Annotated in this window: 13 protein-coding genes and 3 pseudogenes; 13 read left to right on the top strand and 3 right to left on the bottom strand. The window is 72.4% G+C overall.

Translation table 11 applies throughout. The features are described 5' to 3' along the window. The 5 genes and pseudogenes from B1205_RS32415 to B1205_RS26330 all read left to right on the top strand — a co-directional run. Positions 1-227 (top strand): annotated as a pseudogene (locus B1205_RS32415) (ComEA family DNA-binding protein); the annotation flags it as partial. After that, the gene (locus B1205_RS26345) at positions 224-2,545 is read left to right on the top strand and encodes a ComEC/Rec2 family competence protein (protein ID WP_089158057.1); all 2,322 of its coding nucleotides are present in this window, start codon (positions 224-226) and stop codon (positions 2,543-2,545) included. The pseudogene B1205_RS32415 and the gene B1205_RS26345, both read left to right, overlap by 4 nt. Before the next feature lie 135 nt (positions 2,546-2,680). Then, the gene (gene holA / locus B1205_RS26340) at positions 2,681-3,661 is read left to right on the top strand and encodes a DNA polymerase III subunit delta (protein WP_089158056.1); all 981 of its coding nucleotides are present in this window, start codon (positions 2,681-2,683) and stop codon (positions 3,659-3,661) included. Then, positions 3,658-4,152: a hypothetical protein gene (locus B1205_RS26335; protein ID WP_254910217.1), complete on the top strand. Its 495-nt coding sequence runs from the start codon at positions 3,658-3,660 to the stop codon at positions 4,150-4,152. Before holA ends, B1205_RS26335 begins: the two co-directional genes overlap by 4 nt. Before the next feature lie 447 nt (positions 4,153-4,599). Next, positions 4,600-5,829 (top strand): cellulose-binding domain-containing protein, encoded by a 1,230-nt coding sequence (locus tag B1205_RS26330; RefSeq protein WP_089158055.1) that lies wholly within the window; start codon positions 4,600-4,602, stop codon positions 5,827-5,829. Between the two features lie 80 nt (positions 5,830-5,909). Here B1205_RS26330 and rpsT read toward each other — a convergent pair whose 3' ends face one another. Continuing rightward, on the bottom strand, positions 5,910-6,176 hold the full coding sequence (gene rpsT / locus B1205_RS26325; protein ID WP_089158054.1) for a 30S ribosomal protein S20: 267 nt from the start codon (positions 6,174-6,176) through the stop codon (positions 5,910-5,912). A 202-nt stretch (positions 6,177-6,378) separates the two neighbouring features. Then, a pseudogene (locus B1205_RS26320) lies at positions 6,379-7,338 on the bottom strand (phosphotransferase family protein); the annotation flags it as partial. On the opposite strand from B1205_RS26320, the gene B1205_RS26315 reads away from it, so the two are divergent. The 8 genes and pseudogenes from B1205_RS26315 to B1205_RS26280 all read left to right on the top strand — a co-directional run bounded on the left by B1205_RS26315 (position 7,337) and on the right by B1205_RS26280 (position 14,733). Continuing rightward, positions 7,337-7,873 (top strand): DUF4240 domain-containing protein, encoded by a 537-nt coding sequence (locus tag B1205_RS26315; RefSeq protein ID WP_089158052.1) that lies wholly within the window; start codon positions 7,337-7,339, stop codon positions 7,871-7,873. The pseudogene B1205_RS26320 and the gene B1205_RS26315 sit on opposite strands and share 2 nt — an antisense overlap. Before the next feature lie 95 nt (positions 7,874-7,968). After that, positions 7,969-9,762, top strand: a pseudogene (gene lepA, locus B1205_RS26310) (translation elongation factor 4); the annotation flags it as partial. A gap of 217 nt (positions 9,763-9,979) precedes the next feature. Next, positions 9,980-10,210: a GlsB/YeaQ/YmgE family stress response membrane protein gene (locus tag B1205_RS26305; RefSeq protein WP_089158051.1), complete on the top strand. Its 231-nt coding sequence runs from the start codon at positions 9,980-9,982 to the stop codon at positions 10,208-10,210. 259 nt (positions 10,211-10,469) lie between these two features. Then, positions 10,470-10,748 carry a GlsB/YeaQ/YmgE family stress response membrane protein gene (locus B1205_RS26300; protein WP_089158050.1) on the top strand — a complete coding sequence of 93 codons (279 nt, stop codon included), beginning with the start codon at positions 10,470-10,472 and terminating at the stop codon, positions 10,746-10,748. 221 nt (positions 10,749-10,969) lie between these two features. Then, positions 10,970-12,262 (top strand): sugar ABC transporter substrate-binding protein, encoded by a 1,293-nt coding sequence (locus B1205_RS26295; protein WP_089158049.1) that lies wholly within the window; start codon positions 10,970-10,972, stop codon positions 12,260-12,262. Then, positions 12,259-13,242, top strand: a complete 984-nt coding sequence (locus B1205_RS26290) for a carbohydrate ABC transporter permease (RefSeq protein WP_089158048.1) — start codon at positions 12,259-12,261, stop codon at positions 13,240-13,242. Before B1205_RS26295 ends, B1205_RS26290 begins: the two co-directional genes overlap by 4 nt. Continuing rightward, positions 13,239-14,069 (top strand): carbohydrate ABC transporter permease, encoded by an 831-nt coding sequence (locus tag B1205_RS26285; RefSeq protein ID WP_089158047.1) that lies wholly within the window; start codon positions 13,239-13,241, stop codon positions 14,067-14,069. Before B1205_RS26290 ends, B1205_RS26285 begins: the two co-directional genes overlap by 4 nt. Positions 14,070-14,085: 16 nt before the next feature. Then, positions 14,086-14,733 (top strand): MOSC domain-containing protein, encoded by a 648-nt coding sequence (locus B1205_RS26280; protein WP_089158046.1) that lies wholly within the window; start codon positions 14,086-14,088, stop codon positions 14,731-14,733. A gap of 54 nt (positions 14,734-14,787) precedes the next feature. Here the strand turns inward: B1205_RS26280 and B1205_RS26275 are convergent. After that, on the bottom strand, positions 14,788-15,487 hold a 700-nt coding region (locus B1205_RS26275), incomplete at its 5' end, for a hypothetical protein (protein ID WP_176308805.1).

The raw sequence follows: 15,487 nt of genomic DNA, 5'->3' as shown, positions 1-15,487 counted from the left end.
CCGGCCCGCCGGCGGCCGGCGGGGCGGCGCCGGCCGGACCGGTCAATCTGAACACGGCCACGCTGGCTGAGCTCGACGCGCTGCCCGGCGTCGGCCCGGTTCTCGCCCAACGGATCCTCGACCACCGGGATCAGCACGGCCTGTTCCGCTCCGTCTCGGACCTGCGGCAGGTCGACGGCATCGGAGACGCCCGCTACGAGCAGCTCAAGGAACTGGTGACGGTGTGAACGCCGACACCGGGCCGGACCTGCGGCTGTCCGGGTTCGCGGTGGCGGCGTGGCTCGCCGCACTGGCCGGGCTGCACCTCACCGTCCGGGCGACCACCTGGCTGGCCGTCGTCANGGCCCGCCCCGCCGAGCGGGTTCGCCGGTACGGCTGGATCGCCGTCGCCGTCCTGCTCGGCGCGCTCTGCGGCGCGGCGGCCACCGGGGCCCGGCTCGCGGTGCGCGACGCCGCGCCGGTCCGCGCGCTCGTTGCCGAGCGCGCGCTCGTCACCGCCGATCTGGTGGTCCGGGACGATCCCCGCCGGGTACGCGGCTCACCCGGTCGCCCGGCACCGCTGCTGGTCCGGGCCGATCTGGTACGCCTCACCGGCCCCGACGGCGGTCGGGTCACCGGCCCGGTGCGCGGTCTGGTGCTCGCCACCGACCCGGGCTGGCAGGGATTGCTGCCGGGGCAGCGGGTGACCACCCGGGGGCGGTTGTCCGCGCCGCGCGGCGGCGACCTGACCGCGGCGGTGCTCTCGGCCACCGGTCCGCCCCTTCGCCACGGCACCGCGTCGTGGCCCCAACGTGCGGCCGGTGCGCTGCGATCCGGGCTGCAACGGGCCTGCGAGCCGCTGCCGGACGCGCCGGGCGGGTTGCTGCCCGGCCTGGTGGTGGGGGACACCAGCCGGCTGCTCCCGGAGGTGGAGGAGGACTTCCGGGCCACCGGGATGACGCATCTCAACGCGGTGTCCGGGTCCAACGTGGCGATCATCGTGGGGGCGGTGCTGCTGCTGGCCCGCTGGGGACGCGCCGGCCCGCGTACCGCCGTGGCGCTCTGCGGTCTCGCCCTGGTCGGCTTCGTCATTCTGGTCCGGCCCTCCCCGAGCGTGGTGCGGGCCGCGGCGATGGGCGCGATCGGGCTCGCCGCGTTGGCCGCCGGACGGCCCCGGGCCGCGCTGCCCGCGCTGGCCGCCGCGGTCGCCGGGCTGGTGCTGCTGGATCCGGACCTGGCCGGCGACCCGGGTTTCGCGCTGTCGGTCTGCGCGACCGGTGGGCTCCTGCTGCTGGCGCCCGGCTGGCGGGACGCGCTGCGGCGCCGGGGTGTGCCGCCGGGGCTGGCGGAGGCGTTGGCGGTGCCGGCGGCCGCCCAACTCGCCTGCGGTCCGGTGATCGCCGGGCTGTCCGCGACGGTCAGCCTGGTGGCGGTGCCGGCGAATCTGCTGGTCGTGCCCGCTGTCGCGCCGGCCACGGTGCTGGGCGTGCTCGCCGCGGTGCTCTCGCCGGTGTGGCCGGCCGGGGCCGAGTTCCTCGCCTGGCTGGCGAGCTGGCCGGCCCGCTGGCTGGTGGCGGTGGCGGCGCACGGGGCAGGGCTGCCGGCCGGCAACGTGCCGTGGGTGGGCGGGGTGGCCGGCGCACTGCTGCTGGCCGCCGTGAGCGTGGCGTTGCTGGTCGCCGTGCGTCGACGGCGGGCCCGGCGGCTGGTCGTGGTGCTCGTGGTGGCCGTGGTGCTGGGCGCGGTGCCGATCCGGCTGCTGGCCTCGGGGTGGCCGCCACACGGCTGGGTGGTGGTGGCCTGCGCGGTGGGGCAGGGGGACGCGGTGGTGCTGCCGGTCGCCGCCGGGCGGGCCGTCGTGGTCGACGCCGGCCCGGAGGCGTCCGGGGTGGACGCGTGCCTGCGCCGTCTCGGCGTACGCGAGGTGCCGCTGTTGGTGGTCAGCCACTTCCACGCCGACCACGTGGGCGGGGTGGCCGGGGTGTTCCGGGGCCGGCGGGTGGGTGCGGTGGTGGGCCCGCCCTGGTCCGAGCCGCCCTACGGGGTCGCCCAGGTGCGCGAGGCGGCCCGCCGGGGCGGCGCCTCGTTCGGGTCCGTGCCGGCGGGTTGGCGCTGGCGGGCCGATGCGGTGGAACTACTCGCGGTCGGACCCCCGTATCCGCTTCGGGGCAGCCGCTCCGACCCGAACAACAACTCGCTGGTGCTGACCGCCTCCGTGGCCGGGGTGCGGATCCTGCTGGCCGGGGACGCCGAGACGGAGGAGCAGCGGGCGCTGCTGGAGGCGCTGCCGGCCGGCGCGGTCCGGGCGGATGTGCTGAAGGTGGCCCACCACGGGTCGGCGTACCAGGATCCGGCGTTCCTCGCCGCGGTTCGTCCGGCGGTCGCGCTGGTCTGTGTCGGTGTCGACAACGAGTACGGGCATCCCAGTCCCGCCCTGCTGGGCCGGCTGATCCGGGGTGGTGCGCGGGTGCTGCGTACCGACACGGACGGGGACGTGGCCGCGATCCGGGCCGGAGCCGGCCTGGCGGTGGTGGCGCGGGGTGCCGAACGGGGGCGGTCGCGGTGAGCCCACCCATGACGGCCGAGAATCTTGTCGGGATAGATGGAGGATCGAGGCAAATGTCTGGATTTGCGTTGAGTGCGGGCCCCGCCGTCACAGTCCGCGACGAGCAGGCACGATCCGGTCGGAGGGCGTGCGAGTATGGGCGGCGTGAGCCCCGCCGGTCTGCCCCCCATTCTGCTCGTCCTCGGCGACGAGGAGCTGCTCGCCACGCGAGCGGTCGCCGAAGCCGTCGCCCGGGCCCGTGCGGTGGACCCCGACACGGACGTGCGGGAATACCAGGCCGGCTCGCTGACGGTCGGCGAGATCGACGAGATGCTCAGCCCGTCGTTGTTCGGCGGCCGCCGGGTGCTGGTGCTCCGCTCCGGTCAGGACACCCGCAAGGACCTCTCCGCCGCGCTCCTGGCGTACGCGAAGAACCCCGACCCGGACGTGCAGCTCGTGGTGCTGCACCTCGGTGGTGCCAAGGGCAAGGCGTTCGCCGACGGGCTGCGGTCGGCGGGTGCCACCGTGGTCCCGGTGGTGAAGCTCAAGGGGGACCGCGAGCGGGCTGCCTTCGTGCGGGACGAGATCCGCCGCAACGGGGGGAAGTGCACCCCGGACGCCGCCGATGCCCTGGTCGCGGCGGTCGGCAACGACATGCGTGAGCTGGCCGCCGCCTGCTCGCAGCTCCTGGCGGACACCGACGGGCGGATCGGGGCGGACACGGTGGCCCGCTACTACCGTGGGCGGGCCGAGGTGACCGGTTTCACCGTGGCCGACGCGACCATGGTCGGTGACGTTCCCGGTGCCCTGGAGGCGCTGCGTTGGGCGCTGCACGTCGGTGTGGACCCGGTGCCGATCGCCGACGCGCTCGCCGACGGCGTACGCACCGTGGCCCGGGTCGCCGCCGCCGGGCGCGGGACAACGTTTCAACTGGCCAAGAGCTTGGGGATGCCGGCCTGGAAGGTCGAGAAGGCGCAGCAGCGGGCCCGGGGCTGGACGCCGGAGGGTCTGGTCGAGGCGATGCGGGTGGCCGCCGAGTGCAACGCGGCGGTCAAGGGCGGCGCCGACGACCGGGCGTACGCGCTGGAGCGCGCCGTCTTCTCGGTGGCCGCGGCGCGGCAGGGTGGCGGCCGGTGACCCGATCCTGGTCGACCGTGCCGGCGGACGAGGAGCGGTACCGACCGCTCTACGCCCGGGTGCTCGGCCTGCGTTTCGTCAATCCGGGCGGGGTGCTCTGCTTCCTCTTCTTCGAGGGGGCCGCGGCGTTGGCCGCGCTGCTCGCGCTCGCCGAGCTGGTGAGCTGGTGGGCGGTGCTGGTGCTGCCGACCGCGGTGGCGGTGATGGTCAAACTCAACGACGTGGTGGCCGAGATGGTGATCCGCACCGCGGCGCAGGTGCCCGAGCAGGAGCGGGACCGCTTCCGCCGCCAGGTGGAGCCGGTCGTCGGGCGGGCGCGCGTGCCCGCCTCGGCCCGGGCCCTGCCGGGTGGCCTGACTCTGGCGGGCGACCAGCGGGCGACCCGCCCGACCGTCCCTCACCGCCAACCGGGGGGTGCCCCGCTGCCGTTCGCCGACGAGGGGGAGCACTGGTCCCGGTCCGAGATCACCTGGCCGGACTCCTTCCGCTGACGCCGGTCCGTGCGCTCCGCCGGGCACGGTCCGCTGCCCGAGCCGGCGATCGCGCGCGTCCCGGACCGTGCCCNCCGCGCCGCCTGCCCGTGTCCCCGGGCCGCGCCGCCTGCCCGTGTCCCCGGGCCGTGCGCCCCGCCCGCGTCGCCGGCCTTGCATGCGATCGGCCCGCCGACGTCCGGTGTCGAGTCGGCGCGACGTCGGAAAGAGCGACGCTTGATTGAATAGGGATCTGTCAATAGATTGAGGATGGGCACCGCCGGGTCCGAGCGACCGGACCGTCGGCGGCCGAGAGGTCCACCCCGAGCCGGGCATGTCGGTCGTACGCACCGACCAGTCGCTGTGGCGCACCGCCGCGCCGCACCAGGGCGTGTCGTCGCGCTGTTTCGGTCCGGGACGCGCGCCGCCGCGCCGCCTCGTCCCGCTCGACGCAGAAGGACCCCTTCCATGACGATTCTCCGCGCCCGCCCCGCCCCGACCCTGGCGGCCGTCGCCGCGCTGGCCGCAGCCGTGGCCGCGACCGGAACGGCGCTGCTCGCCGGCCCGGCCGCGGCCGCACAGGGCTGCCGGGTCGACTACACGGCCAACCAGTGGACCGGCGGATTCACCGCCAACGTCAAGGTTTCCCCCGGCGACACCGCCGTCTCCAGTTGGACCGTCACCTGGACGTACGCCGGGAACGAACGCGTCACCAACGGCTGGAACGCCACGGTCACCCAGTCCGGGTCGACGGTGACCGCCCGCAACATGTCGTACAACGGCAGCATCCCGGCCGGTGGCTCCACCGAGTTCGGCGTGCAGGGCACGTTCGGCACCAGTGGCGGCGCGCCCACCGGGTTCAGTCTGAACGGCGTACCGTGCAACGGTGTCGGGCCGACCCCGACCACCGTGCCGCCCACGACGGCCCCGCCGACCACCGCACCGCCCACGACGGCCCCGCCGACCACCGCACCGCCCACGACCGCGCCGCCGACCACCGCGCCGCCGGTCGGGTGCGCCGGGGCGGCGCTCTGCGACGGGTTCGAGAACCAGACCGGTTCGACACCGTCGGGCGACTGGACCGTGGTCAACCCGGACTGCTCCGGCGCGGGCAGCGCCACGATCGACACGACCACCACGCACAGTGGTGGCCGGGCGGTCCGGATCAACGGGGCCGCCGGGTACTGCAACCACGTCTTCATCCGGACCACGAAGAACCTCGGCAGCCTGGGCAGCGTCCGGTACGCCCGGATCTGGGTACGTCACACCACCGCCCAGCCCACCGATCACACCACGATGTTGGCGATGACCGACGCCGCCGACGGCAACAAGGACCTGCGGATGGGCGGCCAGAACGGCGCCCTGCAGTGGAACCGTGCCTCCGACGACGCGACGCTGCCCGAGCAGAGCCCGGCCGGGGTGGCGCAGAGCGTGCCGCTGCCCACCAACCGGTGGGCCTGCCTGGAGTTCATGGTCGACGGCTCGGCCGGTCAGCTCCGTACCTGGTTGGACGGCACCGCCGTCGCCGGGCTGACCGCCGACGGCACGCCGACCCACGACATCGACGGCCAGTGGTACAACCGCACCTGGCGGCCGCAGCTCACCGACCTGAAGCTGGGTTGGGAGAGCTACGGCGGCGGGGCCGACACCATCTGGTACGACGACGTCGCGGTCGGGTCCAGCCGGATCGGCTGCTGACCCGGTCGTTCCGCGAAGGCAGACAGCCGGAAGCCCCGGGACGGTGGTCCCGGGGCTTTCCGGTTGGGTCTGCGGTCTCGTCAGGCCGAGAACGAGGCGACGCGCTTGGCGATCGCCGACTTCCGGTTGGCCGCCTGGTTGGCGTGGATGACACCCTTGCTGGCAGCCTTGTCCAGCTTCCGGGTGGCCTCCTGCATGAGGACGGCGGCCTTCTCGGTGTCGCCGGCCTCGGCAGCCTCGTGGAACTTGCGGATGGCGGTCTTCAGCGACGACTTGACCGACTTGTTCCGCAACCGGCGCTTCTCGTTCTGCCGGTTGCGCTTGATCTGGGACTTGATGTTCGCCACGCGACAGCCTCGTCTTGATAGCTCGGGTTGGTCAGCTTCCGCGCGCGACGAGCATGCGTCATCGCCGCGCGAATGGCCAGGCTACCAGGTCCCGCCCGGACGAGCCAAAACCCGGGTGAGAAGGGGCCCCTTCTCTACCGGAGGCGTTAAGCGGGGGCCCCTCCTTTCAGGGGCCAGCCTCGGCGGGCGGCCAGCCAGGTCAGGGNCCGGCGGCGGCGCTGGTGAGGAAGTAGCCGGCGAGTGCGGCGAGGCTCACGTCCAGCGCGTCGGCGGGCGCCCCGGCCGCCGCCGGATGGCGGGCGAAGGCGGCGTCCGCGTCGAGGCCGCTGGCGTACCCGGTGAGCAGCAGACCGGCCAGGTCGAACCAGGCCGGCCCGTGGCAGAGCCAGGTCCAGTCGCAGAGCCACGCCCGGCCGTCGGCGTCGAGCAGCAGGTTGTCCACCCGCAGGTCGCCGTGGGCCAGGCCGGGGGAGGCCTCGGCGTATCCGGGGAGGCGGGACTCCAGCGCGACCAGCTCCGCCAGCGGGGCCCCGGCCGCCGGGCCGGGCCGGGGTTCGCGGCCGGCGGCCACCTCACCCCACCAGAGGATGTCGTCGCGGGCCAGGTCGGCGAGGCGGGGCAGGCCGAGTGCGACGAGCGGCGTGGGCGGGTCGGCGAGGGCTGCGGCCACCTCGGCGTACGTGGTGAGGGCGGCCTCCAGTTCGGCCGGGTCCCACGGCAGCCGGGGGGTGTGCCCGTCGATGGCGTCGAGGGCGAGGGCGTACCAGCCGGCCTCGGTCAGCGCCCAGCGCGGGCGGGGCACCGGCAGCCCGGCGGGGAGCCGGGCCAGGATCGCCGCCTCGTGGGCGTACCAGTCGACCAGGTGGCGTTGCCCGTCCAGCGCCGCCGCCTTGACGAACACCCGGTCGCCAGCCGGGCCGGTCAGCAGGGCGGCGAAGCCGCGGGTGAAGCCGCCGCCGGTCACGTCGACGGTCGCCGGTGGGCCGCCGAGCCGGGTCGCCAGCGCGTCCCGCAGCCCGGCCGGCAGGTCGGCCCAGCCCGGCCGGACGGCGGTCGCCCCGTACGCCACGGGTGGGAGCGAGATCACGCGCACCGCACCATGGTGCCGCACCGCCGCCCGGTTCGGGCGGCGCGTCGGTGGGCTCTGCCAGACTGCCGGCATGAGGACCGAGGACTTCTGGCAGTTGATCGACCAGGCCCGGGCCGGGGCCGGGGGAGAGGCGGACGCGGTCGCCGCCCGGGCGGTCGCGTTGCTGTCCGAGCGCGACCCGGCGGAGATCATCGGGTACGCCCACCACCAGCAGCGGGTGCTCGCCGCCTCCTACCGGGTGGACCTGTGGGGCGCGGCATACCTGATCAACGGCGGTGCCTCGGACGACGGCTTCGAATACTTCCGGGGCTGGTTGATGGCGCAGGGCCGGGCGGTGTTCGCGCGGGCGGTGGCCGAGCCGGATTCGTTGGCCGAGCTGCCCCGGGTCCGGGGTGCCGCGCTCAGCGGCGAGGAGTTCGAGTGCGAGGACATGCTGGCGGCGCCGTGGGACGCGTACCGGAAGGCCACGGCGAGCGAGTTGCCGGCCGACCGCGACCCGGTGCCGGTGCCGGACCTGAACGACTTCTGGGACTTCGACGACGAGGAGGAGGCCCGGCGTCGGCTGCCCCGGCTCGCCGCGCTCTTCGTCGAGCCGCCGGCGGAGTGACGGGGGAGCCCGGGCGTTGCCCGGACGGCGTGGGAGCATAGAGGGGGCCGGCGCCGCGCCGGCCCGCTCACGTCAGCCGACCAGAACGGACCGCTGTGCCACCGACGCTCGATCCCGGCGCGAACGCTCCTGGTGCCACCGACCCGGCGCGCATCCGGAACTTCTGCATCATCGCCCACATCGACCACGGGAAGTCGACCCTGGCCGACCGGATGTTGCAGCTCACCGGCGTGGTCGACCCCCGGCAGATGCGCGCGCAATATCTGGACCGGATGGACATCGAGCGCGAGCGCGGCATCACCATCAAGAGCCAGGCCGTCCGGATGCCGTGGACGATCCGGGAGGGCGACCGGGCCGGTGAGACCGCCGTGCTCAACATGATCGACACTCCCGGTCACGTCGACTTCACCTACGAGGTGTCCCGCTCGTTGGCCGCCTGTGAGGGCGCGATCCTGCTGGTGGACGCCGCGCAGGGCATCGAGGCGCAGACGTTGGCCAACCTCTACCTGGCGCTCGAGAACGACCTGCGCATCATCCCGGTGCTCAACAAGATCGACCTGCCGGCCGCCCAGCCGGAGAAGTACGCCGAGGAGCTGGCCCACCTGATCGGCGGCGACCCGGCCGACTGCATCCGGGTCTCCGGCAAGACCGGTGAGGGCGTGCCCTACCTGCTGGACGAGATCGTGCGGCAGTTCGTGCCGCCGACCGGCGAGGCGCAGTCCCCGGCCCGCGCGATGATCTTCGACTCGGTGTACGACGTCTACCGGGGCGTGGTCACCTACGTCCGGGTGATCGACGGCCGGATCTCCGCCCGGGACCGGATCAAGATGATGTCCACCGGCGCAGTGCACGAGCTGCTGGAGATCGGCGTCATCTCGCCGGAGATGGTGAAGGCCGACGCGCTCGGCGTCGGCGAGGTGGGTTACCTGATCACCGGCGTGAAGGACGTGCGCCAGTCCCGGGTGGGCGACACCGTCACCATCAACGGCAACCCGGCCAAGGAGGCGCTCGGCGGCTACAAGGACCCGAAGCCGATGGTCTACTCGGGCCTCTACCCGATCGACGGGTCCGATTACCCGAACCTGCGCGAGGCGCTCGACAAGCTCAAGCTCAACGACGCGGCCCTGGTCTACGAGCCGGAGACGTCCGGCGCCCTGGGCTTCGGCTTCCGCTGCGGCTTCCTCGGCCTGCTGCACCTGGAGATCATCCGGGAGCGGCTGGAGCGGGAGTTCAACCTGGACCTCATCTCCACCGCGCCGAACGTGGTCTACCGGGCCATCACGGAGGACGGCCTGGAGATCGTGGTGACCAACCCGAGCGAGTACCCGACCGGCAAGATCGCCGAGGTGTACGAGCCGACGGTGCGCGCCACCGTGCTGACCCCGAACGACTACGTCGGCGCGGTGATGGAGCTGTGCCAGGGCCGCCGGGGCAACCTGCTGGGCATGGACTACCTCTCCGCCGACCGGGTGGAGCTGCGCTACACGCTGCCGCTGGCCGAGATCATCTTCGACTTCTTCGACCAGCTCAAGAGCCGCACCAAGGGCTACGCCTCGCTGGACTACGAGACCTCCGGGGAGCAGGCGTCCGACCTGGTCAAGGTGGACATCCTGCTGCACGGCGAGCCGGTGGACGCGTTCAGCGCCATCGTGCACAAGGACAAGGCCTACACGTACGGCACGACGATCGCGGCGAAGCTGCGCACGCTGATCCCGCGCCAGCAGTTCGAGGTGCCGATCCAGGCGGCCATCGGCAGCCGGGTGATCGCCCGGGAGACGATCCGGGCGATCCGCAAGGACGTGCTCGCCAAGTGCTACGGCGGTGACATCAGCCGTAAGCGCAAGCTGCTGGAGAAGCAGAAGGAGGGCAAGAAGCGGATGAAGATGGTGGGNCCGGCATCCTCCTCGGAGGGTGCCGGCCGGTTCGCGTACCCAGGAATTTTTCAGCTTGGTGAAACCCGCTCCCACCTGCGGTTTCATGCGTTCGGGCCGGGCGGAGGCCGGCCCGGCGGGGATTCGGCCGGTTTCGGTTTCGGGCCGGTCGGGAACTTACCGGTCACGACAGTAACCGCACAGAACGTGCGAAATCGCTTTAGGAGGAACGACCGTGGAGTTCACCGTCTGGGGCATCATCACCGCGCTGATCGTCGGTCTGATCGTCGGCGCGCTGGGTCGGCTGGTGGTGCCGGGTCGGCAGAACATGCCGATGTGGNNCTCCGGCTTCGCCGAGACCGCCGGGATCGACTGGCGTGAGCTGCTGCTGCAGGTGCTCTTCGCCGCCATCGGTGTGGCCCTGGTGGCCGGTGTCGGTCGTCGCCGCGGCGTCACCCACCACTGATCGCGCACCACGCGCCTCGACGGGCGCCCGGCCGACCGGCCGGGCGCTCGTCGGCGTTTCCGCATTGACCCCGGTCGGTGGCGTGGCCGGATGCGCAAAGGGTTCACGAAGCGGGGGTTGCCGGTAGAAACCCCAGGTCAGAACCGGTTGGAACAAGTCTTCACCGAAGTCGGTTTGGATTTTTGGCCGGTCGGGAACCTAACTGTCACGACAGCAACCACACAGAATGTGTGACTCGATCTGAAGGAGGAGGGCGACCATGGAGCTCACCGTTGGTGGCATCATCACCGCACTGGTCGTTGGTCTGATCGTCGGCGCGCTGGGCCGGCTGGTCGTGCCGGGTCGGCAGAACATCCCGATCTGGCTCCACATGCTCATCGGCNCCGCGCTGCTGGGCACCATCGTGGCCCGGGCCTCCGGCTTCGCCGAGACCGCCGGCATCGACTGGCGTGAGCTGCTGCTCCAGGTGCTCTTCGCCGCCATCGGCGTGGCCCTGGTGGCCGGCGTCGGCCGGCGGCGTGGCGTCTCGCGCTACTGACCCCCGCACCACACGCCTCGAAGGGCGCCCGGCCATCGGCCGGGCGCCCTTCGCGTACCCCCGCTTCGACCAGCCCGGACGGCAGCCCTGCCGCCCGGGCTGCCGGCTGCGATACCGTCGCCTCGGCCGGCCGCCGCGAACTCCCCCTGTTGTAAAGGAAATTTTCCTACTAAGGTGCGGCGGAGAAGGTTAGTGCCAAACGGCCCTGAGGGAGATATGGCGTGAACAGGTGGAAGCGGCTGGCTCCGGTCACCGCCATCGTGGCGTCGGCCGCGCTGGTGCTGACCGGATGCGGTGGCTCCGGCGACGACGACAAGGCCGCCGACAACAGCAAGCTGACGGTCTGGATGATGGGCGAGGGCGGCGACGCCCAGACCACGTTCCTCGACACGGTCGAGGCGGAGTTCAAGAAGAAGCACCCCGAGACCGATGTCGTGGTGCAGTACATCCCCTGGCTCGAGGCGCCCAAGAAGTTCCAGGCCGCGCTCGCCGGCGGGGAGGGCCCGGACGTCACCGAGCTGGGCAACACCGAGACGCAGGGCTGGGCGGCGCAGGAGGCCCTCGCCGACGTCACCGACAAGTTCAACGGCTGGTCCGAGGGCAAGGACATCCTGCCCGACCTGGTCAAGAACGCCCAGCTCGACGGCAAGCAGTACGGCGTCCCCTGGTACGCCGGCGTACGCGCCGTCTACTACCGCACCGACTGGTTCGCCGAGGCCGGCGTGAAGCCGCCGACGACCTGGGACGAGATGGTCGCCGCCGCCAAGGCCGTCCAGGCCAAGAAGCCCGGCACCTACGGCATCGCCCTGCCCGGCAACTCCGAGCTGCCGTTCTACTCCTTCCTCTGGGGTGCCGGCGGCGAGATCGCCACCAAGGACGGCGACTCCTGGAAGTCCGGCTACAACACGCCCGAGGCGCAGAAGGCGGTCAAGTTCTGGACCGACCTGGTGACCGTGCACAAGGTCGCCCCGCCGGCCGCCGCCGGCTGGAACGAGGTCGACGCCCGCACCCAGTTCGCCACCGGCAAGGCCGCGATGGCGTTCGCCGGTAGCTGGCAGGGCGGCGCGATGAAGAAGGACAATCCGGACATCGAGAAGGTGTGGGGCACGTTCCCGATCCCCGGCCCGGACGGCAAGGCCGCCCCGGCGTTCGCCGGCGGCTCCGACATCGCGGTCTGGAAGGACAGTGAGCGCCAGGCGTTGGCCTGGGACTACCTGACCGTGCTGCTGAGCAAGCAGAAGGACCAGGAGTTCGCCAACAGCCTCGGCTTCTTCCCGGTCTACCAGGACCTGGTCAGCGGCGGCAACTACGCCAACGACAAGGTGATGGCCGCGTTCGCCACCGCCATCCAGAACACCAAGCTGACCCCGCTCACCCCCAAGTGGGTCGAGGTCAGCCGCACCAAGACGGTGACCCAGGCGATGAACAGCTCGGTCATCAAGGGTCAGAAGACGGTCGAGAAGGCCACCGCCGACGCGGCCACCGAGATGGAAAGCATCCTCAACGCCAAGTGACCACGCTGACCGAGGCCACCGGCGAGGCCGCCGCGCGGGAGACCCCCGCGCGGCGGCGCCGGGTGGACCATCTGCCGTACCTGCTGCTCCTGCCCTGCCTCGCGATCATCGCGGTGCTGCTGCTCTGGCCGCTCGGCCAGGTCGTCTGGATGTCCTTCCACAAGCTGGACAGCGTCCGGCAGCTCCGCGGCGACCGCGAGTGGCCGTGGGTCGGCCTGGCCAACTACACGCACATCCTCGGCGACCCGTTCTTCCGTACGGTGCTGCGCAACACCGTGCTCTTCGCGGTCGCCAACGTGGCGCTCACCATGGTGCTCGGCACCCTGGTCGGGCTGCTGCTCAACCGGCTCGGTAAGCGGATGGCCACGTTCGTGGCGAGCTGCGTCATGCTCGCCTGGGCGACCCCGGCGCTGACCGGCACCATCGTCTGGAAGTGGATCTTCGACGACACGAGCGGCCTGGTCACCTGGCTGTTCAACAAGCTCCCCGACGGCCTCTCCACGACGCTGTTCGGGCGCAGCGACTGGACCGGCTACGGCTGGTTCAACGACCCGCTGCTCTTCTTCGCCATCCTCACCCTGGTGGTGGTCTGGCACTCGTTCCCGTTCATCGCGGTGAGCGTGCTGGCCGGGCTCAAGAGCGTGCCGAGCGAGTTGCAGGAGGCGGCCCGGGTCGACGGCGCCGGGCCGTGGCGGGTGTTCTGGTCGATCACGTTCCCGACGCTGCGCCCGGTCTTCGGCATCCTCGTGGTGCTCTCCACGATCTGGGACTTCAAGGTCTTCACCCAGCAGTTCGTGCTGGCCGGCGGCACCCAGGACCGGCCGACGTTCATGCTGTCGATCTACTCGTACGCGGAGGCGTTCTCGCCGCCACCCAAGTACGGCCTCGGCTCCGCCATCGCCGTCATCCTCACCCTGATCCTGCTCGTGGTGACCGCCCTGTACGTCCGCTTGGTGCTCCGGCAGGAGGACGAGTCGTGAAGAAGCTCGCGCTCAACGGGGCCGGCCTGCTGGTCGCGCTCTTCGCCGCGTTCCCGGTCTACTGGATGATCGCGACCTCGCTGAAGCCCAACCGGGAGATCTTCTCGGCCACGCCGCGCCCGGTGCCGGCCGAACCGACCCTGGAGCACTACCGGGAGATCCTCACCGGCAACCTGATCCCCGGCGTGACGTTCACCGACTTCCTCCTCAACAGCGCGCTGGTGGCGGTGGCCACCGTGCTGCTGAGCGGACTGGTCGCACTGCTCGCCGCGACCGCGGTCGCCCGGTTCCGCTTCAAACTGCGCACCACGTTCCTCATCCTGCTCCTGGTGGTGCAGATGATCCCGCTGGAGGCGCTGGTCATCCCGCTGTTCCTGATGATCCAACGACTCGGCCTCTACAACACGCTGCCCAGCCTGATCCTCACGTACCTCGGTTTCTCGCTGCCGTTCGCGGTCTGGATGCTGCGCGGCTTCGTCGCGGCGGTGCCCAAGGAGTTGGAGGAGGCCGCCGCGATCGACGGGGCCAGCCGGGCGCAGACCTTCCGCAAGGTCCTCTTCCCGCTGGTCGCGCCCGGTCTAGTGGCCACCAGCATCTTCTCCTTCATCACCGCCTGGAACGAGCTGATCTTCGCCCTGACCTTCATCAACGACCAGCAGAAGTACACGCTGCCGGTGGCGATGACGTTCTTCTTCGGCCGCGACGACACCGCCTGGGGCTCGGTGATGGCCGCGTCCACCCTGTTCACCCTGCCGGTGATCGTCTTCTTCCTGCTGGTGCAGCGCCGGATGGTCTCCGGACTGGTCGCCGGCGCGGTCAAGGGCTGAGCCTAGGCTGGGCGCCATGACGGGCAGACTGGTTGCGGTGAACCTCGGCGTGGTCACCGAGGCGGCGTGGGCGGGCGACGCCAGCGGTCGCAGCGGCATCGACAAGCGACCGGCCGACGGCCGGGTGCCGATCCAGGCCGGCGGGGTGGACGGCGACTTCATCGGCGAGCGGGCCCACCACGGCGGCCCCGACCAGGCGGTCTACGCGTACGCCGAGGAGGACGCCCGCTGGTGGGCCGCCGAGCTGGGACGGCCGCTGCCGCCGGGCGCCGTCGGCGAGAACCTCACCACCCGGGCGGTCGACGTGACCGGCGCGGTGATCGGCGAGTGCTGGGCGGTCGGCTCCACGCTGCTCCAGGTCACCAAGCCGCGCACCCCGTGCCGCACGTTCGCCGGCTTCTGGGGCGTACCCGACCTGATCAAGCGGTTCACCGTCCGGGGCGCGCCCGGGGCGTACCTGCGGGTGCTGCGTGCCGGCGACGCCGCCGCCGGGGACCCGGTCGAGGTGGTGGACCGGCCGGCGCACGGGGTCACGGTCGGCGAGGTGTTCCGCGCCGTCACGCTGGAGCCGGCACTGCTGCCGCGGCTGCTCGACGTGCCGGAGCTGCCCGAGTCGGTGCGGGACAAGGCCCGGCGCCGGCTCGGCGCCACCGCCGGTTCCTGACCGCCGTCGGTTCCTGTCGGCCGGCACGCACGGTCGGGCGCGTGCCGGCGCGGGTCAGGTCGCGGCGAACACCTCGGCCAGCACCTGCGTCGCCGGGTCGCCCTTCACCCGGGCCCAGGTGCCCTGCTCGGCCGTCCACTCCAGGTTGGCGAAGCGGACCCGCTTCACCCCGTTGTCGTCGGCGTGTGAGACCAGCCAGTGTGCGTAACGCCAGCCGTTGCGGGCGTCGCTGGCCGGCACCGTCAGCCCGGTCAGGTCCGTCGCCGCGGTCGGCCGGGGCAACCCCCAGTCCAGCGTGAGGCCCTCCAGCACCGCGCTGGCGGCCGCCGGCCCGCGCATGGTCGGCGTCGGCCCGACCGTGCAGGCCACCGCGCCGGTGGCCTGGCCGAGCAGCGCGCGGGTGAGGACCTCCGACTCGTCCGCCCACTTCTGGTACGCCTCGGGGTAGGCCGACCGCTGCACCCGCTGGGCGGCCTCGGTGACCCGCATCTGCTCCCAGCCCTTGACCTTCTTCAACGCGGCGTAGAACTTCCTCGCGGCGTAACGCGGGTCGCGGATCTGCTCCGGCGTGCCCCAGCCCTGGCTCGGACGCTGCTGGAACAGGCCGAGCGAATCGCGGTCGCCGTGGGCGATGTTGCGCAGGTGCGATTCCTGGTAGGCGGTGGCCAGCGCCACCACCACCGCCCGCTCGGGCATCCGCCGCTGCACCCCGATGGCCGCGATGGTGGCCGCGTTGGCCATCTGGTCGGCGCCG

This window comes from Micromonospora sp. NBS 11-29 (genome assembly GCF_002140155.1).
In the GTDB taxonomy this organism is placed as follows: Bacteria; Actinomycetota; Actinomycetes; order Mycobacteriales; family Micromonosporaceae; genus Micromonospora.
The sequence above is the reverse complement of the archived record's forward strand: the minus strand, read 5'-3'. Positions and strand labels throughout refer to the sequence as shown.